Source organism: Phaeodactylibacter xiamenensis (assembly GCF_965229835.1).
Lineage (GTDB): Bacteria > Bacteroidota > Bacteroidia > Chitinophagales > Saprospiraceae > Phaeodactylibacter > Phaeodactylibacter xiamenensis.
The window spans coordinates 6,310,001-6,330,406 of record NZ_OZ245931.1 but is presented as its reverse complement, the minus strand read 5'-3'; the positions used below and the strand labels follow the sequence as shown (position 1 = coordinate 6,330,406).

Sequence of the window (20,406 nt, the reverse complement as noted above, 5' to 3'; positions counted from 1 at the left end):
ACCCTTCCGAAGAAGAATAGCCCGCAGTGAAGATTTACCTTTCCCATAGAGGGAAAAGGTTCATCCTATGTCATTTAGGGACGTGCCGTACCCAGGATGACGCGCTCTACGTGGCTTTCACCACCTGCCACATCAACGTGGATAAAGTACATGCCCGCCTGCTGATTCGACAGGTCGAAACGCTCGGTTACATTCTCAACAGCATCAATCTGACGCTCTTCGATGAGCTGGCCTACTGCATTCATGATGCGGATGTTTGCTTCCTGGCCCATTACGGAGCCCAGGTTCACGTTCACATCACCCGCAGTTGGGTTCGGGAATACGCTGATTTCGTTCAGTGTAGCCTCGCTCGTCAGGTTGCCAGGCGTGGACAAGCTGGTGTTGCAGTTGTCAGTCAGGCCTTCAAGCACAGTGATACAAGCCGTGTTTTCCTGGTCATAGATGCGGATATCTACCTCCTCTCCAATTTGGAAAGGACCAACGAAATATCTTCTTGGGAAGAAGATGTTCTGCAGTGCAGGCTGGCCACCACTATTGGAAATGGTTACAGCGTTTGCGCTGCCCAGGCTACCCAGGTTCACCATAACCATGAATACGCCGTTGTTGCAGTAAGATACAACCATTGCAGATGCTGTAGGCGCTACGCAGTCTGGGCCCGGATCTGTGCAAACAAGTGTTGTTTCGGATGATCCGAAATCACCTCCTGAAGCTACGACGCTTCCATCGCTGTTCGTGAGTGAGTAGCTGCCATTACCGAAGCTACAGCAGATACCGTCACCGAAGCTATCGAAGATCGTGTACTCGTAGCAACCTGGGTCCAGGCAAATGTCTTCGACCGTTGTCGTACCACTTGCGGAAGCAGAATAGCTATTGGAAGCCGCCAGGGCACCATTGATATTGGTCATCTCCCAGGATGTTTCGCTAGCGTAGTCGTCGAAGTTGATGGTGAGCTCGAAGTTCTCACAAGTCACCTGGCAGGGTGCGCAGCTGGAACCGCCACAGTCAACGCCCTCTTCGTCTCCATTCTGAATACCGTCGTCACAAGTTGGAGGCGTTACGCAAGGTGCGCAAGAGCCACCGCAGTCAACACCGGTCTCGTCGCCGTTCTGAATGCCGTCATCGCAGGTTGGACCGCCACCGCCACCACCGGTGACAACGATTTCGTAGTCTTCGGAGTCTTTGAAGCTACTAGTATTGTCAGCATTACATGGGCCTGGTACCGGACCAAAGAAGTCCAGAACAACACGCATGCGGTAGGTACCTGGTGTACTCGGCATAGTAACCGTGTTGGAGCCACCGGGAGCAGTAGAAGCGTCAAAAATTGCACCTGCTGTACCTACAGGTTGTGTTCCCAAGTCTAAAGATGTTTCGAAGGTGAAATCGTTGTCGAAATCAAAGTAAATTACTACTGCCTCAGTAAATGAATTGAAGTCAGTAGTCACTTCAACAGAAAAATCTACAGCTTCACCAACTGTAACGTTACCTGTAGCATTAATCTGGTTAGCGGTATTTTCGCTAAATGCAGTATTGTGGCTGACATTTGCAAAAGTCACATTTGTGATCCATTCGTCATCAGCTGCGTTGACTGGACCCTCGCAATACTGCGCCTGTAGCGCTGCCGGAGCCAGGGCAAAGAGCCCAAAGGCAAAAACTGCCAGGCAACAGGATAAAGTGTAATTTAATCTCGTCATAGAGTTTGAAGGTTTTTTTATTAAAAAATTGAGTGAGTTAAATATGATCAAGCCAATGCTGCGATTCCGGGGGTAAGACACGTTAGTGGAAGATTACATACATCAGCAGGAACATTAAGCTTACTTTGCTAATACGGCTTTACATCGAAAGCAGGAACTCCTGCAAACGGAAGTAAAGAATTAGCTGGGTGGAATCAGCATAAACCGTGTACATAAGCAGCAGATAGCTACTTATTTTATTAGCATGTTATGTAGGACAGCCTTATTAGCAGGGGGGAGATTTTGACTAATTATTGTCAAATATAGTAAATAGTTTAATAAAACCCTAACATAAAATTGAACAAAAATTTAAAATTTTGATTTCTTACCGAATGGCTTATGCTCAAATGGCTCGTATAGCGCTCAGAATTTGGGTTTCCGGCTCAGTCCAGATTTAAGCTATCGCCCGGCAGTAAAATATTGAGTTCAAGGCCTCTGCCGCCAAGTAAACTGTCTTGAGTGACCGTTTGACCTTCAGGGTGGCGTAAAACGATAACCTGATAGCCGCCATATACTGTTGCCGCATTACCGTTCTCCACTAAAATAGCGGTGGACTCATCAATACCAATGCCCGTCTGATCGGGATGATCGAGCACAACGGTAATCAAACGGTTCATCCGCATGCGCCAAATGAAGTGCTGATCGATAATGGCTGTATTGAGCAGGCCCAGCCCTTCGCCAATTTCTATGTTATTGGATTCAATCGTTCGGAAATTACCGGTGTACTCCGGATGGCGCCGCTCATTGCCGGTTATCATTTTTTCACTCATGACAGCTGCACCTGCGCTGGTCCCGGCAATCGTAGCACCGGAATGGTACGCTTCACGTATAGCATCGTACACCGGGCTGTTGGCCACCACATCCATAAAGCGGTTCTGGTCACCACCGGTAATGTAAATCAGGCGGGCATTGCGCAGGGAGTCTATGGCAGCCTGCGGGTATGAACCTTTCCGGAAATTGTAGCTGCGGAATTTGGATAAGGCCAGTCCAAGGTCTGTGAACTGCTTTATAGCGTAAAAAGCGGACGTATCCGGCTCTCCGCTTGACATGGGCAGGATAATTCCGTAGCCTCCTTCCTCCATCCCGGAGGCATTAATCAGGGTTTGTACAAGGGCTGGAGGGCGCTTGCCGCCGCCGATGATAAAAAGTTTTCCCTTCGGCCTATCCGTAACCGAAGGAGCTGTTGTTCCCGATTGGGGTACTTCGGGCTCCTGAGTACAATGGGCAAAGAAGAAGCTAAGAATCAGTAGGCTTAAGGTAAGGCGCATTACATTTCATAATTTGGTTTGGGGTCAAAGTAAGATTTCTTTTCCAATTCGGTTAGCCCTTTGAGCAACAAAATCCACTCCCGGCACCAGGCTTAGCTGTCAGGTTAGGAGGGGCATCCCATGGTTAAGCCAGGAGCAGTTTTTTCGAATTACAGGAAATTCTCAGGCCAATTTTGCAGGTATTGTTTTTGAAAGCCTATTTTTGTCCACTGCAAGCGGCCATATTAGTATTTTTTATTACCTTAGAAAAAAGCCACCAATAAACGGAATATGGGAAAGGTTATTTCATTACTGAATCACAAAGGCGGCGTAGGCAAAACGACGAGTGCCATCAACATCGGAGCGGGCCTGGTCGAACTGGGGAAACGGGTGCTGTTGATCGACCTTGACCCTCAGGCCAACCTCACTCTGGCGCTTGGCGTACCGCGCCCTCCCGTGACCATATACGAAGCTATGCGGGGAGAATCGGGCCTGCAGCCTGTAACGGCAAAAGAAAACCTGGATGTGGTGGCTTCCACGCTGGACCTTTCCGGAGCAGAAATGGAACTGATCAATGAAGCCGGGCGGGAATTTATTCTGCAGGAGCTTTTTGACCCGTTTTTGGAAGAATACGACTTCATTATTATCGATTGCCCGCCATCCCTGGGCTTGCTTACGCTGAATGCCCTCACCAGCAGCGATTTCGTTATGATCCCGCTTCAGACTGAGTTCCTCGCCATGCAGGGGCTGGCTAAAATCAAGCAGGTTATACAAAAGGTAAAGTTCAGGCTGAACAAGAAACTACAGATCGGCGGCGTTATTGCCACCATGTACGACAGCCGCAAGGTCCTCAACCGGGATGTGGTCGAGACGATAACAAAGTACTTTGGCAATCTGGTTTTCGAAACCAAAATCCGGGATACCGTAGCTCTGGCTGAGGCACCCGCGCAACGCAAAGACATCTTTGCCTACAGCCCCAGCAGTTCCGGCGCGAAAGACTACCTGGATCTCAGCAAGGAACTATTGCAGCGTATGGAGCAGTTTGACCAGATGATGACAGAAAAGAGACAGTAGGGTATCTATCAGCTTTTAAACTTTTGATCGTGAGCAAAAAGAGATTTACAGAAGGCATGGAAAACCTCTTCGGGCCAACCGATAAGCAGGAACCGGACAAAGGCTGGTTTGGCGCTCAGGAGGCAGGAGACCAGAGTGCCCACGAGCAAAACAATAAGCGCTCAAAATCTGGTAAGAACTTTACCAACGACTTGCAGTCTTTCCTGCAGGAAGCCTTTGATAATTCTATGGAACGGCAGCTCGAAGAACGGCAAAGACGGGATGAAGCCGCCCCGGCTACGCCGAGTGTCAAAAAGAAGCAACGCCGGCCAATGGCGGGCCTCGACGCACTCATCCGGAGTACGGTAGACCCACAGCCCGAACCTGAAGAAGACCGTAGCCGCCCCAAGCGGATTACCCTTTCTTTTGACCCGGTTAAGCTCGAAAAACTTAAGAGCATTGCCCGCAACCAAAGGTCACTGCTCCGTGATGTAATTGATGAAATCGTTGAGGATTACCTCAACCGCATGGAAGCCAATTCCTGATTTCATGCTTTTCCCCTCCCCTTATCGCTAAATTGCTGGTTATTATAGACTAACGGGCTGGACTTCGATGGGTAAAGCCGGTACCTTTGCAGTACCCTGACCTGCAAAAGGTGCAGCCGTACCGCACTGAACTGCCACGGCTGCCACTGCCTAACGAGTAACCCCACAAAACCATGAGCACCCCTGCAAACCTGGCACGGATTTACGTGCTGTTTTCTATAATATTTTTACTCCCTTTGGGCCTGACAGGCCAGCAAACTCAGGTACGCCCCACAGTAGGACTTGTGCTCAGTGGCGGAGCTGCAAAAGGTATGGCACACGTAGGGGTATTGAAAGTACTGGAAGAGGCCGGCATAGAGCCGGACATTATTACAGGAACTAGCATGGGCAGTGTCATTGGCGGATTGTATGCGATTGGGTACCGGGCAGATACGATGGAAACCCTTTTACTGCAGCAAGACTGGGAACAGGTCCTGAGCGACCGCATCGAGCTCGAAAATGTCATTCTCGAAGAAAAAGATTACTTCGAAAACCAGCTGTTCGAAATTGGGTATAATAACGGGCAGTTTATCCCGCCTTCCGGATTGATTTACGGGCAGCAGGTGGACAATCTGCTCAGCCGGTTAGCCATTCCGGCATATAAAACCAAAGACTTCCGGGATTTCCCGATCCCTTTCCGGTGCGTAGCCGCTGATATTGTGGAAGGGCAACCTGTAGTACTGGACAGCGGCGACCTGGCCGGTGCGATGCGGGCGAGCATGGCGATCCCCACAGCTTTCACCCCGGTAGAACGAGATGGGCAAATCCTGATCGATGGCGGGCTGATCCGAAATTTCCCTGTGGAAGAGGCTAAAGCCTGGGGTGCAGATATCATCATCGGGGTTTATACCGGATACGTAAAAGCAGATGCCGATAAGCTGAATAATTTCTCCCAAATACTCATGCAGTCGGGCTTTCTGATGAGTGTGAAGGACGCGCAGGAACAAATGCCTATGGTAGACCTCTACATTGAGCCTGATCTGAAAAAGTACGGTGCTCAGGATTTCAGCAAGGCAGATTCCATCATCGCAAAAGGAGAACAGGCTGCCCGGGCAATGCTTCCTGAACTGCAGGCCTTAAAAATGTGGTTGGATACGCTGGGAGCGCATCAGCCTGCCCAACGGATGAAGGTACCGGAAACCCTTTGTTTTGAGCAAATACTTGTACGAGGCAATGAACGCTACACCGCCGAGGAAATCATTGGGCGCAGCGGGCTGGAATCAGGAGAGAGCTATCCTCCGCAGGCTATTGAAACGGCCATCAACCGCCTGGTGGGGACCAACAAATTTGAGAAAGTCACCTTTCAGCTGCAGCAGGAAGCCGGGGAAACGGCTCTGGTCTTGCAGTGTCTTGAGCGGGCCCCCACCGTATTCAAGACCGCCATCAACTATGACAACTACAGCAGCGCTGGCTTTCGGTTTAATATGACGAGCCGGAATGCCTTATTACCAGCCTCCCGGCTAATGATCAACAGCGTGGTTGCTGAGAATTACAGGTTTCAGCTGAATTATCTGAAGTACCTGGACGAAGCCCAGGCGGTAGCATGGGTTACGGATGTGCAACTGACCCGGGATAAAATCCCGATCTTCCAGAACGGCACCCAAAACGAAGAGTACAGCCTTATCGAGGCCGTTATAGATCTGCATGTACAAAAGCGGTTGAGCACCAATACGGCACTAAGCATGGGCCTACAGCAGGAAAACCTCATTTTCCGCCCTAAAGTCGGGGCCGGGCTGCTGTTTAACCGGCTAAGCTATACAAATTATAACCTGTACGCCCGTCTTGAGCACAACAGCCTGAACCGGAATATCTTCCCGACCAAAGGCACCCGGCTTTCCCTGGAGCTCAAAGGGTTGCGGAACGGAGGGTACGAAGTAAGCGGGCTCAACCCTGAAGTGGGGCTGAATAGAGATTCACTGTTCTCCTTCAGGCCCTACACCAAGCTCAGTTTCCGGGCGGAGCGTTTTCTGCCACTGAGCAGCAGAGGCTCATTGAAATCCAGTGCATTTGCCGGGTTAGTAACCAACCCCAGCAACACCTTTGGAGACTTCTTCCTGGTGGGCGCCCCTGAAGCTCTTACCCGGCGGTCGATCCCGTTTTATGGGTTGAATACCAACCATCTTGTTGCTCAGGCGGCGGTAGGGGCAGGCATAGGCTACCAGCACTTCTTCCGGCGCAATATGTTCTACTCGTTGGATGCCAATGCCGGCTTTTTTGACGAGCCCGACCGCGCGGGTGAGGACCGAATTGATCTACAGCAGTTTATTCTCGGCCTGGGGCTGACCGGAGGTATCAATACCATCATTGGACCAGTAAAGATGACCCTGATGTACCCGTTTGCCGGAAATGTGAATACCTCGCAGGAGCTTAGGTTGTTCCTTTCCATCGGGCACCGGTTTTGATGATTTGGTGAAACAAAGGCGGCCGCATCAACAAATTGTTGACATCCATGCCGTAACAATCAAACAGAATCGTTATAATTGCCACAATTTATGCCTATTTTTGTGAACAGCTACCCCAATGCCCGGCATCCGGGCTAAGGGAAAATGAGTGGCGGAGAAAAAATAAATGATTCAATTTTGATTTTCTAAACAACTGAACAAAGAGAGGTTGAGTGAACTATTAGCGAATCCTAAATAAAATTGAATGATTCATTCCTGCCTGCCCGTGAGGCCACGGCCGAGCAGACAGGTCCGTCAAACTACTAAGAAAGTTACTGATTGAGCATGGCGGCAAAAAAGCGCAAGAAAAAAGGGCAACTAAGCCTGAAGCTGGGAATTAACGATGAGCGGATACCGAAACTGGTTGGCATTTTGCTGCTGTTCCTGGGTCTGTACTTCATTATTGCCTTTACCTCTTACCTGTTTACCTGGGCGCTGGACCAAGACAAGGTGTTACGTTTTTCCTGGAAGCTGCTGCTTGACAACACCGAAGAAATGGCGAATTGGCTGGGCAGGCTCGGGGCTATCGTTTCTAATATGTTTTTCTACTGGGGCTTTGGGCTGCCTTCCTTTGTGATAGTAGCTATACTTATGGTCAGTGGGCAGGGGCTGGTCCGGAGGCAGCAACTGAGTATCTACTGGCCAAAATTCCGGCTCTGGATTTTGCTGATGCTGATTTTCAGTGTATTTCTGGAATTCATTGCGGGTGATGCGGCTTTTCCATGGGGCGGTGCCTTTGGTGAGGCGGTCAGCGAATGGCTGATCAGCTTTGTGGGGACTGCTGGCATGATTATTCTACTGATTTTCTTATTGGTAGGCGTGCTGGTTTGGAATGTGAATCCGAATTTTAATGAAATGACGCCTCAGGGTGCGGTTAAGGATACGCAGCAGTACATCAATGACTGGTTTAGCGGCAGGCTTCCCGGTAAGAAGAATACAACAGGTAGCAGTGGTTCGTATCAAGACCGCCCCAGGCCGGAAACCCTGCGCCCGGGCAGTTCAGAAAGCCAATCTGACCCCAGCACTATTGAACCGCCGTCCAAAGCCCCGGAACCTAAAACACCCCCTAAGCCGCATCAGCAGGATCTAAGCTTCGAATTGGTGGAAGACGTATCGGTAGAAAAACCCGAGCCCCTAACCGCTGAAAACAGCGAGCTGGAAATCAAGGACCCTGACGCCGCTGCCAGTGATTCCCATAAGCCTCCTTTGTCGGTTACCCAGGAAAACCAGGACCACAGCGAGCCCTATGATCCAACTTTGGAGCTTTCCAGCTACGAGTACCCGGTCAGCAGCCTGCTCAAGGACTACTCCGGGCAACGGGTGGAGATTGACCGCTCTGAGCTGGAATCGAACAAAGAGCAGATCATTGAAACCCTGTTGAACTATAAGATTGAGATTACGAAAATCCGGGCTACCATTGGGCCGACGATTACACTCTACGAGATTGTACCAGCTCCGGGCGTTCGGATTTCCAAAATCAAAAACCTGGAGGACGATATTGCCCTAAGCCTCGCAGCACTGGGTATCCGCATCATAGCGCCTATTCCCGGGCGGGGCACCATCGGTATTGAAGTCCCCAACCGTAAGAAGCAGATTGTCTCCATGCGGGAGGTACTGGTATCGGATAAATTCAAGCGGGCAAAGATGGACCTGCCAATTGCATTGGGCAAGACCATTTCGAATGAAGTCTTTGTAGTGGATCTGGCCAAAATGCCCCACTTGCTGGTAGCCGGTGCGACCGGACAGGGTAAATCCGTGGGTGTCAATGCCATTTTGATTTCTTTGCTTTACAAAAAGCACCCGTCTCAAGTCAAATTGGTCCTGATTGACCCTAAGAAAGTAGAATTGTTCCCCTATAGTAAGCTGGAGCACCACTTCCTTTCCTTCCTCCCCAATCAGGAGGAGCCAATCACCACGGAGACCAACCGGGTCGTGCATACGCTTAACTCCATGACTATTGAGATGGATCAGCGGTATAACCTGTTGAAAAAAGCGGCAGCACGTAACATCCGGGAGTACAATGAGAAGTTTGTGCAGCGCCGGCTGAATCCAAATAAAGGGCACCGGTTCATGCCGTTTATAGTGCTGGTTATTGATGAATTTGCGGATATGATTATGACGGCAGGCAAGGAAGTGGAATTGCCGATTGGCCGTTTGGCGCAGCTTGCACGTGCAGTGGGCATTCACCTGATCATTGCCACACAGCGCCCATCGGTGAATATTATTACCGGTGTGATTAAAGCGAACTTCCCGGCACGGATTGCCTACAAGGTGTCCTCCAAGGTAGACTCCCGGACGATCCTCGATGCCGGCGGGGCCGATCAGCTGATTGGGCAGGGCGATATGCTGTTGTCGGTAGGTGGGGAAATGGTCCGCCTGCAGGGTGCCTTTGTGGATACCCCGGAGGTGGAGCGGGTCATTGACTTTATTGCCGATCAGCGGGGGTACCCGGAGCCCCACTACCTGCCCGAATTCCATGGCGATGATGAAGAAATTGAAGGCTCTGCGGGCCTGACCTATGCCGATCTGGATGAAATGTTCGAAGATGCCGCCCGTTTGATTGTACAAAATCAGCATGGCTCCACTTCTATGATCCAACGGCGTTTGAAGCTGGGCTACAACCGCGCCGGCCGGATTATGGACCAACTGGAAGCGTTGGGAATTGTGGGCCCAAGTGAAGGCAGTAAGGCACGGGAGGTATTGGTCTATGACGAGATGGAGCTGGAGAAATACCTGGAGGATATCCGGAACAGGAATTAAAAGCTCCCGGCAAAACATGAACACTCCTTCATGCTTTACTGTTGTTTGGATAGAGCAGTACTGATATTCAGGCTGCCTACCAAAACAAACTACTTTATGCATATCCATCAGTTTTATGATGAGGGGCTGGCACATGCCTCCTATGCGATTATTGATAGCGGGAAAATGGCATTGGTTGACCCTGCACGCGACCCTCAGCCTTATATTGCTTTTGCTAAAGAACACGGGGCAGATATCGTTGCTGTATTTGAGACACACCCACACGCGGATTTCGCGAGCAGCCATCTCGAATTTCATAAGATGACCGGGGCGGTCGTTTATGTGCACCCTGACATGGGCGTTTCCTATCCGCATGTAGCATTGAAAGATAAAGAAACGGTAGAACTCGGGAAGTTGAAAATCCAGGCTTTGCATACACCGGGGCATTCCCCCGACCACCATTCTTATCTGCTGCACGATGAGTATGGGAAGCCGTACGCCATTTTTACCGGCGATAGTCTGTTCATTGGCGATGTAGGACGCCCTGACTTGCGGGAAGATGCGGGGAAATTTAATCTGACCCGTTCGGAGCTGGCAGGAAAGATGTATGAAACGATGCAAACGGTTTTCAAGCCCCTGCCTGATCATGTAACTGTTTATCCGGCGCATGGTGCCGGCTCACTGTGCGGTAAGAACATGAGCGATGAGACGGTAAGCACAATCGGTGAGCAGCGGCAGACCAACTGGGCCTTTTCTGAAACCGATAAAACCGCCTTTGTAGAAGAGCTGTTGTCCGGGCAGCCCAATGTACCGAAATACTTCCCCTTCTCCGTGGAAGAGAACCGGCGGGGCGTAGCCGCCTACCGTAGCAGCCTGGAAAAAGTGGCACGGGTACAAAGGGAAGATGACCTGCAAAAGGATATTCTAATCGTAGATACGCGTCCTGCTGATCAGTACAAAGCAGGGCACCTCAGCAACAGTATCAATATACCGGATGGAGGGAAATTTGAAACCTGGCTCGGTACGCTGCTGGCGCCCGGCACTGCATTTTATTTGGTTGCTGGCTCTCAGGAAGGTCTAAAGACTGTTATGGAAAAAGCCGCGAAGATCAGCTATGAGCAATTTATCAAAGGCGTCTACCTGCTGACGGAGGCACCGGCAAATGGCCATATACAGTCAGCAGACCTGGAAAAAGTTAAATCTAACCCAGAGGCTTATACCATCCTCGATGTGCGGAGCCCGAAAGAGCATGAGCAGGAACCCGCATTTGAGTCCAGCATTAATGTCCCTTTGGATCAGCTACTCGACAAAGCCGGACAGGTAGGGAACGGCAAACCCATTGCTGTACACTGCGCCGGCGGTTACCGGTCTGCTATTGCAGCCAGTATTCTGGAGCGCGCACAGGAAAACGAAGTATTGGATATCGGTGATAATATCAAGAAAATCCTGGGTTAATAAGGCTCCGTGAATTCGAATGACTCAACCGGTATACCCTCCTTGAGGGGCTTACGGTAAGCGACGTGTATGCGGTCTACCTTGACATTTAACTTTTGGTAAACGCCAACTGCTTCAAAGTTATGGGCCCGCACTGTAGTCAGGTACATTTGTGGGTACCGGCTGATGTTGCGGGTATTTGCCATGTGCTCAACGATAACGGCATACGCCCCTTTGTTTTGAAAATCCGGGTGAATACCGAACCCTATACCTTTGGCGATGAATTGTTTCTTCATCGCCTTTTTTATAAGCAAAATGGGGATTTTCCACCAGGAAAGCTTGCCTTTGGCAAAACGAATGAGTTCATTTATATCCGGCAGTACCGCGCAGAAAGCTGCCGGCTTGCCATCAAAATAGGAGATAGAGAGGGTATTGGTATCTGCAATCGCTTTGGCTTCCAGCAGTATTTTCTGGACCTGCTCAGGCTGTAGAGGCTTAAAGTGCCCGTACTTGCTGAAGGCAGCATTGTATATCTCACAAAAGTCTTTGGTGTACTGCTCCAGTTGGCTGTAGTCCAGGTTTTTGGTTTCAATATTTGATCTTTGCTTCAGGCGTTTGACCACATTACGGAGCCGTTCTACCGGAATGGCATTACTTTCGCCGCGAAAAGTCAGGATTTGTTCGTACGGAATGAATCCCCAGTTTTCAAAGAAACGGCGGTAATACTTCGGTTGGTAATTTTCCTGGAATAAGGGTGGATAAAACCCCTTAACGAGCAGCCCCCAGAACTTTTCACGTTCTCCAAAGTTGACGGGCCCGTCCAATACGGTAGCCCCCCGGGCTTCCACCCATTCCCGGGCTTTTTCGAAGAGCGCGAAGGCAAAAGTTTCGTTCTCTACACATTCAAAAAAGCCCAGCCCTCCAATAGGGTGCTCCTGCATTTTATTTCGGGCGTGATCCATAAAGGCTGCTACCCGCCCTGCAAGCTGCCCGCTGTCGTCGCGAAGGACCCAGCAAACGGCTTCTCCGGCCTTGAAGGTATCATTGACTTTGGGATCAAAAACAGCCTCGATATCTCCCTGAAGGGGAGCAATCCAGTGGGGATCATTTTTGTATACGATATGCGGAACCCGGTGAAAGTCTTTCCAATCCTGCTTCGAGCGAACTTCAGTAAACTTCATATGCCTTTGAAATTAATGGAGCAGTTCTTAACGGGCGCCCCTTCCCTACTCTGCGAAGGTAGCGTAAATTCGCTTTTTCTAAAACAATAATAGGCTAAGCCAATCTGAGTGCAAAGCCGTAGGCCCGCTGCGCAGGTCATTACCTGACAGGGGCCTACTGCATAAACCCAACTTGCTATACCCCTGCATTACGCGCTCTGTGAGTCGCAAGTGGGCTTGGATTTGGTCAATTGGGGTTGGTGGTTCTTATGCCGCTTCTTCCATCTTTTTGCGGTCGAGCAGTACAAATTCCTGTACCACGACCTGAGGGGAAGTGCGCTGCACACCGTTTTTGTCCTCGTAGGAATTGTAGGTGAGTTTGCCGCGTACGGCTACCTCCTTACCTTTTTTGCAGAGGTCGCCCATAATCTCGCCTAATTTGCCCCAGGCAATACAGCGGTGCCACTCGGTAGTAGTGATGCGGTCGCCGCGCTTGTTGCGGTAGCTGTCGTTGGTAGCGATTGAGATATTTGTGACAGTCTTGCCAGATGCCGTCTGGAAAATCTTTGCATCTTGTCCGAGGAAACCAATAAGGGTTACACTGTTTCTAATTCCATTCATGATTTTGAGGTTTTTTGGAGGCACCAGCCTCCCATCTACTGCCTGAGCAGTAGCTAATGATTAATAAAAAAGGTTGAAAAATTTAGCGTTATACAGAGTTAGCGGCGTAGGAGCCTGCTTAATTAATGGGCATGAATTCGCTTACAATAACTTCTGAGACGTAGCGCTTCTTGCCATCTTTGCCTTCAAAGGTGCGGTGGGCGAGCTTGCCTTGTACGGCTACTTGTTTGCCCTTTTTGAGGAGCACCTGCATGATTTCAGCAATGCTGTCCCAGCCAACCAGGTTGTGCCACTGCACGTCTACGACTTTCTCGCCATTTTTGTTTTTAAAGACCTCGCGGGTGGCGATTGTCGCACGGGCTATGGACTTGCCTTCGCCCAGCTGCTTGAATTCGATTTCTTTGCCCAGGTTACCAATCAATTGTACGTGGTTGCGTAAGTTGTTCATGACTAATTGTTTTTTGGTGATGAAATATGTTGTTGACAACTGACATCACAAAGGTGGGGGCAAAAGCAAGTCCTAGTCGACAAATAAATGGTTACTTCCGTTTGTACTCGTTTGTATTCGTTTGAAAACTTTTAATAAGCTGCAATAAATTGATTTACAGTATCTTGCAAAAAACTGGAATTTCAACCTATTTTACCCGCTTTGTATAGATTTATACGTTTACAGCAACTTAAAGGTAGGGTTAGGCCATTTTTTGCGACGATCTGAGCAACCTACGGTGCTCTCCTATTTTCGATTTTGACGACGCCTGCATCATTTCCACCTTTTTCGTACCTTCCGGCAAACTCAACCAAGATAAAACCATGATGAATGTAGGCGTGATTGGGAGCGGAGCTATGGGCAGTGGGATTGCACAAGTGGCAGCTACTGCCGGGCACACCGTATTTCTTTACGATAACAATCCGGCGGCTTTGCAACGCTCTAAGGACAAGCTGGCTAAAATTATGAACCGCCTGGTGGAGAAAGGGCGGATGGATGATGCTACGGCGCAGGCCATTCAGAGCCGTATTCATTACGTTGACAGTTTGTATGATTTCAAAGAGCCGGGTATGGTCATTGAGGCAATTGTTGAGAACCTGGAAGTTAAACGTAATATCTTTGAGCAATTGGAGCTGATTGTACCAAAGGACTGTATCATTTCATCCAATACTTCTTCGCTTTCCATTGCCGCTATTGCGGCAGTATGCAAAGACCCCAGCCGGGTACTTGGCATACATTTTTTCAACCCCGCTCCTTTGATGAAGCTGGTGGAAATCATCCCGGCTATACAGACGGATTCCGCTGTTTTGGAACAGGCCTGTGAGCGGATTGAAAGCTGGGGTAAAATTACGGTGGTAGCGAAGGATACGCCCGGGTTTATCGTCAATCGGGTGGCCCGGCCTTTCTACGGAGAGGCGCTGCGTATCCTTGAAGAGGGGCTGGCGGATGCCGCTACCATTGACTGGGCGATGACAGAGATCGGAAAGTTTAAAATGGGGCCATTTACCCTGATGGATTACATCGGTAATGATGTGAATTATACGGTTACGGAAACGGTCTTTCGGTCCTTCTTTTACGACCCACGGTATAAGCCTTCGTTTACGCAAAAGCGGTTGTCGGAGGCAGGCTATCTGGGCCGAAAGTCGGGAAGAGGTTATTACGATTACCGGGAAGGGGCACAAAATCCGGAGCCCAATAAGGATAAGAAGCTGGGGCAGGAAATCGTGTGGCGGATTCTGGTCATGCTGATCAACGAAGCAGCCGATGCCCTCTACCTCAATATTGCCTCCCGGGAGGATATCGATTTGGCGATGACCAAAGGCGTGAACTATCCGAAAGGGCTGCTGCAATGGGCGGATGAGAAAGGCATACACCACTGCGTGGAAACGATGGACCGTTTGCATCATGAATACCTGGAGGACCGGTACCGTTGCAGCCCGCTGTTGCGGAAAATGGCGAGAGATGGGATGAAGTTTTATGAGGAAGTAGAATAATCGTTATCTAAATCTTTGCGGCCATTCAGGAAATAGAAAAGCCTCTGACCATTATACTTATGTTTCAGAGGCTTTTTATTGAATCATTTCCCACCCCAGATCAATCGTTGTACACCCTGCCGGTTACCACTCTGCAATCTAATGAGGTAGACACCTGAAGGCATTCCTTGCCTCTCCAGTACCGTATTGTATGCTCCTTCTAAGTCCTGAGTTCTAACTAAACGCCCAAGCACGTCATAAAACTCAACTTTATCAATAGGCAAATCAGCACTTAAATGCACCAGCCCATTGGCGGGGTTTGGGAATAGCTTAAAGGCTGTTTCAGAGATCAGCATACGATCAAGGTTAGTAACTATTAGTCCTCCCGTTATAGTATCATTGCTATAGTTAACATCAAGGTAATGATTAGGCCCAAAAGTGTTAAAGGTATAAACTAGACTATCAGTGATAATTGGCTCCGAGGTAGAAAAGTTATGCCACAACGTATCCTCAACGATTTGAACATCACCAGGGTGCATCACCAAATCAGTCATTTTGCGATACCCTGGTATACTGCACCAATCGTGACGGGTATTCCATTCCAGTACAAATTCATTGATTATTCCTTCGCCGTAATTTTCAATTTCGACATTTTGCCGGAAAGCAATACTATAGTTACGTGAGGTTTAATGAGAATTCAAGTTTTGCTAATAAGGTTAGGCAGTATGACAGTTGGTTTTTGATCCAGGTAATCATAGGCTACTAAGCATGCGTTCATATGAACCATAGCATTGACAGGGCTACGGTGTCTGGTATGCTCTATGTCCAAGACGGTCATGAGAATATCATTAACGGATTCAATAACCCCTCTTTTCATTAACGCATAACGCTCGTGAAGCTGGATAAGCTTGGCTTTCATATTCCTGCGCACTTTAGTGATGAGTCGCAGCCCTTGAGAAAAGAAATATTCAAAAAGCTTAGTGATATACCCTTTGTCCCCATAGCAGTTCCCTTTGAGGCCTTTAAAAAGCGTGCGGAGGACGTCTTTGTTATTATCCGCGAAGTTAGCAGAGGTGAATAAAAAGTTGACCACCTGTCCTAAATTATTGATAACCAGATGCACCTTCAACCCGTAAAACCAGCCTGTAGAGGACTTCCCACGCCGGGCGACCCCCTGGAAGACCTGGTTAGAATGGATACGCTGGTTCTCACAAACAGGCAGCTTTTTGCTGTCCACATAATATTGGCCGGTACGTTCATTACGGGCGCAGCGCCATTGTAGGAAGATATGCATAAGGGGGTATAGCTTTGGGATGAAGCTCAGGAAATACTTGTAATTGACTACCGCAGGGAAGTAGCTCTTTAAGCTTGGGCGGACTAACCTTTCGTAGTAATATTGAAAGCATTTGTAGCCGGAATGATGATAGAAAATAAGGACCGTCATAGCCTCGCTATAATGTAAGGCAGAGCTCCACTTAAAGTCATGCCCATTACCAGATTGGCGCAACCATTTATCTGCTTCCTTGCAAAAATCGTCCACGTCGATAAAGATTTCAATTAGCTTATTTTCATTAATTTGCACGCTCATGAGGTTGGTGATTGAGTTGATGAAATTGGTCTTTTATCAAATTTCTCAATTTCCAACCTCTTTTTCCTTATACCTGACTGAATTTCAGATCTTTCCCGTTAAACCTCACGTTATAGTTGTAAGTTTCTCCGCTGACTTCCACATCTTCTCCAATGTTGAGCAATTCTAAATCTATGCTGCGGATACCAAGATCATAAGGATGCTGAAAAGTGAATGATGAAGGAGTAGCTTTTTTCACAAAACCTCTCCTTCCATTATCCAACTGTCCGGATACTAAGAAAGTGTCTTGCCGAAACGGTTCAACTGCAAAGATTTCTACGCCCTCTATTTCCCAATCGATTAGCAAGTCAAAGGTCTCTGTCTGCCTATTGAATAGCCAAGCTTTAAAATCTGGTTCGCCGGGTATATATACGAGTGGCTTGTCCTCGTAAGTAGTTAGTCGAATTTGCGTTGCATCGCCATTTGGTAGTGGCCAAACTCCCGTAGACAGATCGGCTCCAATATGAAAAAGGCTTCCTTCACTGATAAACCAAAACACACCATCCGCTGCTGTCATAGCAGTAGCTTCATGCTCCATAGATAACAGAATACTATCCGCTGCCCAATCTACTATCGCCACTTCTGTAGAGGTAGAAACGCCCAAATTGGTTCCAGGTAGATCAATAACTCCTACTAGAGAATCAATATCAATATCTACGGTTTGAGGAAAAAGGGTTCCACTAGCTTCCAATTTCATTAAGCCAATAGTTGTGGTGAAGAATACTGTTCCGTCTTCGTCAACTGCAAGGATTGGGCAAGTATTATCTTGCTCTCGTGGCTCAACCACAAAGATCGGGGCGTTATCCAAACAACTGAAATAGGATGCTGATGCCAGCAGATTACCAGAGGCATCAAATTTCCCTACTTTTGAAATCAGGGTGGGCCCCAGGAAGCAAGGTTCGATACCGAGCACAATGAGCGTATCCCCATGCCATACAGCCTCTACTGGTCTGGACACGTCTTCCTCTTTTATGCCGATTTCCCAACTCTGAATAGGAGCTAAATCTTTTTGCCAGTAGAAACTACTTGGAGCCTGACAATCATCGACAACACTATTGACTATCCACGCAGTTGATGTTGAAGAAAAAAACTGCTCTCCATTGGTACATAAATAAGGATGGTCGACTTCTGAGGTGAGCTCATGAAAGAAATAGTCCATTCGGTCTTCCTGTCCGGTGAGCAAGCAGGTTAACCCACAAAATAATAGGGTAAGCGCGTATTTCATGTTGATGTGGTTTAGTTCAATTCTAAAATACTTTGCATATCCATACCAGGCAACCTGCAATGTCAAAACTGCAATCTAACCAACAAAATTAGCTCGATGGGAAAAAGGAAAAATGGTCTAAGGAGCGGGGAATCAGGCTATCATGAGATAGCAACATTCAGCAAGGCTGGGGGGAGGGGATTGCCCTCAACGGCAACCGGGCTGCCGGGCAGTAGTGCCAAGGTAGCCCGGTTGTGGAGAGGCTATAAAACCAGAAAGCCCCGCTGCGGTATTCTGCAACGGGGCTTAAGGTTAGATTGAGCTGGCAGCGACCTACTCTCCCACTTTCGTAGTACCATCGGCGCTAGGGAGCTTAACTGCTCTGTTCGGAATGGGAAGAGGTGGAACCTCCCTGCTATAACCACCAGCAATTCTTGCGCTGCCCTTTGGCAGGCTATATCTTGACAAGTTGGGGTCAGAAAGTTCTTTGAAATCAAGCCTTAGTAGCGCTGTAGTGTGCGCTTGCTCCCTTTCACGGGAAGCTTTCGGGCAATTAGTACTACTCGGCTCCACACATCACTGCGCTTCCACCTGTAGCCTATCTACGTAGTCATCTTCTACAGCCCTCTAGGAATACTCATCTTGGAGCCGGCTTCGCACTTAGATGCTTTCAGTGCTTATCCGTTCCGTACATAGCTACCCAGCACTGCACCTGGCGGCACAACTGGTACACTAGCGGTACGTCCAACACGGTCCTCTCGTACTAGTGTCAGCCCTCCTCAATATTCCAACGCCCGCAACAGATAGGGACCGAACTGTCTTGCGACGTTCTGAACCCAGCTCGCGTGCCACTTTAATGGGCGAACAGCCCAACCCTTGGGACCTTCTCCAGCCCCAGGATGTGACGAGCCGACATCGAGGTGCCAAACCTCCCCGTCGATATGAGCTCTTGGGGGAGATCAGCCTGTTATCCCCGGAGTACCTTTTATCCTTTGAGCGATGGCCCTTCCATAAGGGACCACCGGATCACTTGAACCTGCTTTCGCACCTGTTCGAGGCGTCCCTCTCTCAGTCAAGCACCCTTATACTCATATGCTCTGCGCATGATTACCAACCATGCTGAGGGTACCTTTGTAAGCCTCCGTTACTCTTTAGGAGGCGACCACCCCAGTCAAACTACCCACCACGCACTGTCCCCCGAAGGGTTAGGACCAAAGTATAAAAAGGGTGGTATTTCAAGGACGGCTCCACTACCACTGGCGCGGCAGCTTCTAAGCCTCCCACCTATCCTACACATTTTATACCCTAGCACAATACGAAGTTGTAGTAAAGGTTCACGGGGTCTTTCCGTCCCGTTGCGGGTAACCGGCATCTTCACCGATACTTCAATTTCACCGAGCTCGTGGCTGAGACAGTGCCCAGATCGTTACACCATTCGTGCAGGTCGGAACTTACCCGACAAGGAATTTCGCTACCTTAGGACCGTTATAGTTACGGCCGCCGTTTACCGGGGCTTCAGTCAACGCCTTCTCCGAAGATTAGCGCCTCCCTTAACCTTCCGGCACCGGGCAGGTGTCAGACCCTATACTTCGCCTTTCAGCTTCGCAGAGTCCTGTGTTTTTGCTAAACAGTCGCCTGGGCCTCTTCACTGCGGCTCCGGGATTAACCGGAGCGCCCCTTCTCCCGAAGTTACGGGGCTATTTTGCCTAGTTCCTTAGCCACGGATCACTCGAGCGCCTTAGGATACTCTCCTCGACTACCTGTGTCGGTTTACGGTACGGGCTGCATACTTCGGCTTTTCTTGGAAGCTGCTTCTTGCTACTATCAGCTCGCCTTCGCAGGCTTGCTGTACTATCCCCCGAAGGGTTTAACGCACTATTCCATCAGTGCGCGGGCAATCCACAGCTCCGTCCCCTTTTTAGTGTATGCAGGTACAGGAATATTAACCTGTTTGCCATTAGGTTCGCCTTTCGGCTGCCCCTTAGGACCCGACTAACCCTGATCTGATTAACATCGATCAAGGAACCCTTAGTCTTACGGCGACAGAGTTTCTCACTCTGTTTATCGTTACTCATGCCTACATTTTCTTTTCCAGCCGCTCCACAATACCTCACAGTACTGCTTCAGCGCAACCAGAATGCTCCCCTACCATACTGACGATCCGAAGATGTCAGCATCCATAGCTTCGGCGGCACGCTTGATGCCCGATCATTTTCCGCGCAGGAACGCTCGACTAGTGAGCTGTTACGCACTCTTTAAATGAATGGCTGCTTCCAAGCCAACATCCTAGCTGTCATAGCATCCCCACCTCGTTCATTCAACTTAGCGTACACTTGGGGGCCTTAGCTGATGGTCTGGGTTCTTTCCCTCTCGGCAATGGACCTTCGCACCCACTGCCTCACTGCCAGTGCAGTATCATGGCATTCGGAGTTCATCAAGGGTTGGTAGGCGGTGAAGCCCCCTAGCCTTATTGGTAGCTCTACCTCCATGATACTCTTCCTGACGCTGCACCTAAATGCATTTCGGGGAGTACGAGCTATCTCCGAGTTTGATTGGCCTTTCACCCCTACCCACAGGTCATCCGAACATTTTTCAACATGTACCGGT

At 49.2% G+C, this 20,406-nt stretch carries 14 protein-coding genes and 2 rRNA genes (1 of these 16 running past the window's edge); 6 read left to right on the top strand and 10 right to left on the bottom strand.

The annotated features are described in order from the left end of the window. Window positions 1-74: 74 nt before the first annotated feature. Both ACO08I_RS24230 and ACO08I_RS24225 read right to left on the bottom strand, forming a co-directional pair. The gene (locus ACO08I_RS24230; protein WP_421947364.1) at window positions 75-1,691 is read right to left on the bottom strand and encodes a T9SS type A sorting domain-containing protein; all 1,617 of its coding nucleotides are present in this window, start codon (window positions 1,689-1,691) and stop codon (window positions 75-77) included. Window positions 1,692-2,113: 422 nt separating this feature from the next. Next, the gene (locus ACO08I_RS24225; protein WP_421947363.1) at window positions 2,114-2,998 is read right to left on the bottom strand and encodes a cyanophycinase; all 885 of its coding nucleotides are present in this window, start codon (window positions 2,996-2,998) and stop codon (window positions 2,114-2,116) included. A 270-nt stretch (window positions 2,999-3,268) separates the two neighbouring features. Between ACO08I_RS24225 and ACO08I_RS24220 the strand changes: the two genes are divergently transcribed. The 5 genes from ACO08I_RS24220 to ACO08I_RS24200 all read left to right on the top strand — a co-directional run bounded on the left by ACO08I_RS24220 (window position 3,269) and on the right by ACO08I_RS24200 (window position 11,249). Continuing rightward, a complete protein-coding gene (locus ACO08I_RS24220) occupies window positions 3,269-4,051 on the top strand; it encodes a ParA family protein (RefSeq protein ID WP_421947362.1) in 783 nt (260 codons plus the stop codon). A gap of 29 nt (window positions 4,052-4,080) precedes the next feature. Beyond that, a complete protein-coding gene (locus ACO08I_RS24215) occupies window positions 4,081-4,575 on the top strand; it encodes a hypothetical protein (RefSeq protein ID WP_421947361.1) in 495 nt (164 codons plus the stop codon). Window positions 4,576-4,748: 173 nt separating this feature from the next. Continuing rightward, window positions 4,749-7,016: a patatin-like phospholipase family protein gene (locus ACO08I_RS24210; RefSeq protein WP_421947360.1), complete on the top strand. Its 2,268-nt coding sequence runs from the start codon at window positions 4,749-4,751 to the stop codon at window positions 7,014-7,016. Window positions 7,017-7,340: 324 nt separating this feature from the next. Continuing rightward, window positions 7,341-9,815: a DNA translocase FtsK gene (locus ACO08I_RS24205; protein WP_421947359.1), complete on the top strand. Its 2,475-nt coding sequence runs from the start codon at window positions 7,341-7,343 to the stop codon at window positions 9,813-9,815. A gap of 96 nt (window positions 9,816-9,911) precedes the next feature. After that, window positions 9,912-11,249, top strand: a complete 1,338-nt coding sequence (locus ACO08I_RS24200) for an MBL fold metallo-hydrolase (protein ID WP_421947358.1) — start codon at window positions 9,912-9,914, stop codon at window positions 11,247-11,249. On the opposite strand, the gene ACO08I_RS24195 is transcribed toward ACO08I_RS24200, so the two are convergent. The 3 genes from ACO08I_RS24195 to ACO08I_RS24185 all read right to left on the bottom strand — a co-directional run bounded on the left by ACO08I_RS24195 (window position 11,246) and on the right by ACO08I_RS24185 (window position 13,457). Beyond that, complete coding sequence (locus ACO08I_RS24195) at window positions 11,246-12,409, bottom strand: hypothetical protein (RefSeq protein ID WP_421947357.1); 1,164 nt, start codon at window positions 12,407-12,409, stop codon at window positions 11,246-11,248. The genes ACO08I_RS24200 and ACO08I_RS24195 overlap by 4 nt on opposite strands. Before the next feature lie 246 nt (window positions 12,410-12,655). After that, complete coding sequence (locus ACO08I_RS24190; RefSeq protein ID WP_421947356.1) at window positions 12,656-13,009, bottom strand: single-stranded DNA-binding protein; 354 nt, start codon at window positions 13,007-13,009, stop codon at window positions 12,656-12,658. Window positions 13,010-13,127: 118 nt separating this feature from the next. After that, window positions 13,128-13,457 (bottom strand): single-stranded DNA-binding protein, encoded by a 330-nt coding sequence (locus ACO08I_RS24185; RefSeq protein WP_044215573.1) that lies wholly within the window; start codon window positions 13,455-13,457, stop codon window positions 13,128-13,130. Window positions 13,458-13,822: 365 nt separating this feature from the next. On the opposite strand from ACO08I_RS24185, the gene ACO08I_RS24180 reads away from it, so the two are divergent. Next, the gene (locus tag ACO08I_RS24180; protein WP_421949731.1) at window positions 13,823-14,989 is read left to right on the top strand and encodes a 3-hydroxyacyl-CoA dehydrogenase NAD-binding domain-containing protein; all 1,167 of its coding nucleotides are present in this window, start codon (window positions 13,823-13,825) and stop codon (window positions 14,987-14,989) included. An 83-nt stretch (window positions 14,990-15,072) separates the two neighbouring features. On the opposite strand, the gene ACO08I_RS24175 is transcribed toward ACO08I_RS24180, so the two are convergent. The 5 genes from ACO08I_RS24175 to ACO08I_RS24155 form a co-directional block, all read right to left on the bottom strand. Next, window positions 15,073-15,522 carry a T9SS type A sorting domain-containing protein gene (locus ACO08I_RS24175; RefSeq protein ID WP_421947355.1) on the bottom strand — a complete coding sequence of 150 codons (450 nt, stop codon included), beginning with the start codon at window positions 15,520-15,522 and terminating at the stop codon, window positions 15,073-15,075. A 143-nt stretch (window positions 15,523-15,665) separates the two neighbouring features. Next, window positions 15,666-16,556, bottom strand: coding sequence for an IS982 family transposase (locus tag ACO08I_RS24170; RefSeq protein WP_421947354.1), 891 nt, complete (start codon window positions 16,554-16,556; stop codon window positions 15,666-15,668). Window positions 16,557-16,623: 67 nt separating this feature from the next. Beyond that, window positions 16,624-17,820, bottom strand: a complete 1,197-nt coding sequence (locus tag ACO08I_RS24165; RefSeq protein ID WP_421947353.1) for a hypothetical protein — start codon at window positions 17,818-17,820, stop codon at window positions 16,624-16,626. A gap of 299 nt (window positions 17,821-18,119) precedes the next feature. Further along, window positions 18,120-18,228: ribosomal RNA gene (rrf, locus tag ACO08I_RS24160) — 5S ribosomal RNA — on the bottom strand. 105 nt (window positions 18,229-18,333) lie between these two features. Next, a 23S ribosomal RNA gene (locus ACO08I_RS24155) occupies window positions 18,334-20,406 on the bottom strand; it runs 712 nt beyond the window's last position.

What these genes read in the sequence shown, in the direction of transcription:
- ACO08I_RS24230 (WP_421947364.1), bottom strand. Translation starts at nt 1,691, where the DNA reads ATGACGAGATTAAATTACACTTTATCCTGTTGCCTGGCAGTTTTTGCC.
- ACO08I_RS24225 (WP_421947363.1), bottom strand. Translation starts at nt 2,998, where the DNA reads ATGCGCCTTACCTTAAGCCTACTGATTCTTAGCTTCTTCTTTGCCCAT.
- ACO08I_RS24220 (WP_421947362.1), top strand. Translation starts at nt 3,269, where the DNA reads ATGGGAAAGGTTATTTCATTACTGAATCACAAAGGCGGCGTAGGCAAA.
- ACO08I_RS24210 (WP_421947360.1), top strand. Translation starts at nt 4,749, where the DNA reads ATGAGCACCCCTGCAAACCTGGCACGGATTTACGTGCTGTTTTCTATA.
- ACO08I_RS24205 (WP_421947359.1), top strand. Translation starts at nt 7,341, where the DNA reads ATGGCGGCAAAAAAGCGCAAGAAAAAAGGGCAACTAAGCCTGAAGCTG.
- ACO08I_RS24200 (WP_421947358.1), top strand. Translation starts at nt 9,912, where the DNA reads ATGCATATCCATCAGTTTTATGATGAGGGGCTGGCACATGCCTCCTAT.
- ACO08I_RS24195 (WP_421947357.1), bottom strand. Translation starts at nt 12,409, where the DNA reads ATGAAGTTTACTGAAGTTCGCTCGAAGCAGGATTGGAAAGACTTTCAC.
- ACO08I_RS24190 (WP_421947356.1), bottom strand. Translation starts at nt 13,009, where the DNA reads ATGAATGGAATTAGAAACAGTGTAACCCTTATTGGTTTCCTCGGACAA.
- ACO08I_RS24185 (WP_044215573.1), bottom strand. Translation starts at nt 13,457, where the DNA reads ATGAACAACTTACGCAACCACGTACAATTGATTGGTAACCTGGGCAAA.
- ACO08I_RS24180 (WP_421949731.1), top strand. Translation starts at nt 13,823, where the DNA reads ATGAATGTAGGCGTGATTGGGAGCGGAGCTATGGGCAGTGGGATTGCA.
- ACO08I_RS24175 (WP_421947355.1), bottom strand. Translation starts at nt 15,522, where the DNA reads ATGACTGATTTGGTGATGCACCCTGGTGATGTTCAAATCGTTGAGGAT.
- ACO08I_RS24170 (WP_421947354.1), bottom strand. Translation starts at nt 16,556, where the DNA reads ATGAGCGTGCAAATTAATGAAAATAAGCTAATTGAAATCTTTATCGAC.
- ACO08I_RS24165 (WP_421947353.1), bottom strand. Translation starts at nt 17,820, where the DNA reads ATGAAATACGCGCTTACCCTATTATTTTGTGGGTTAACCTGCTTGCTC.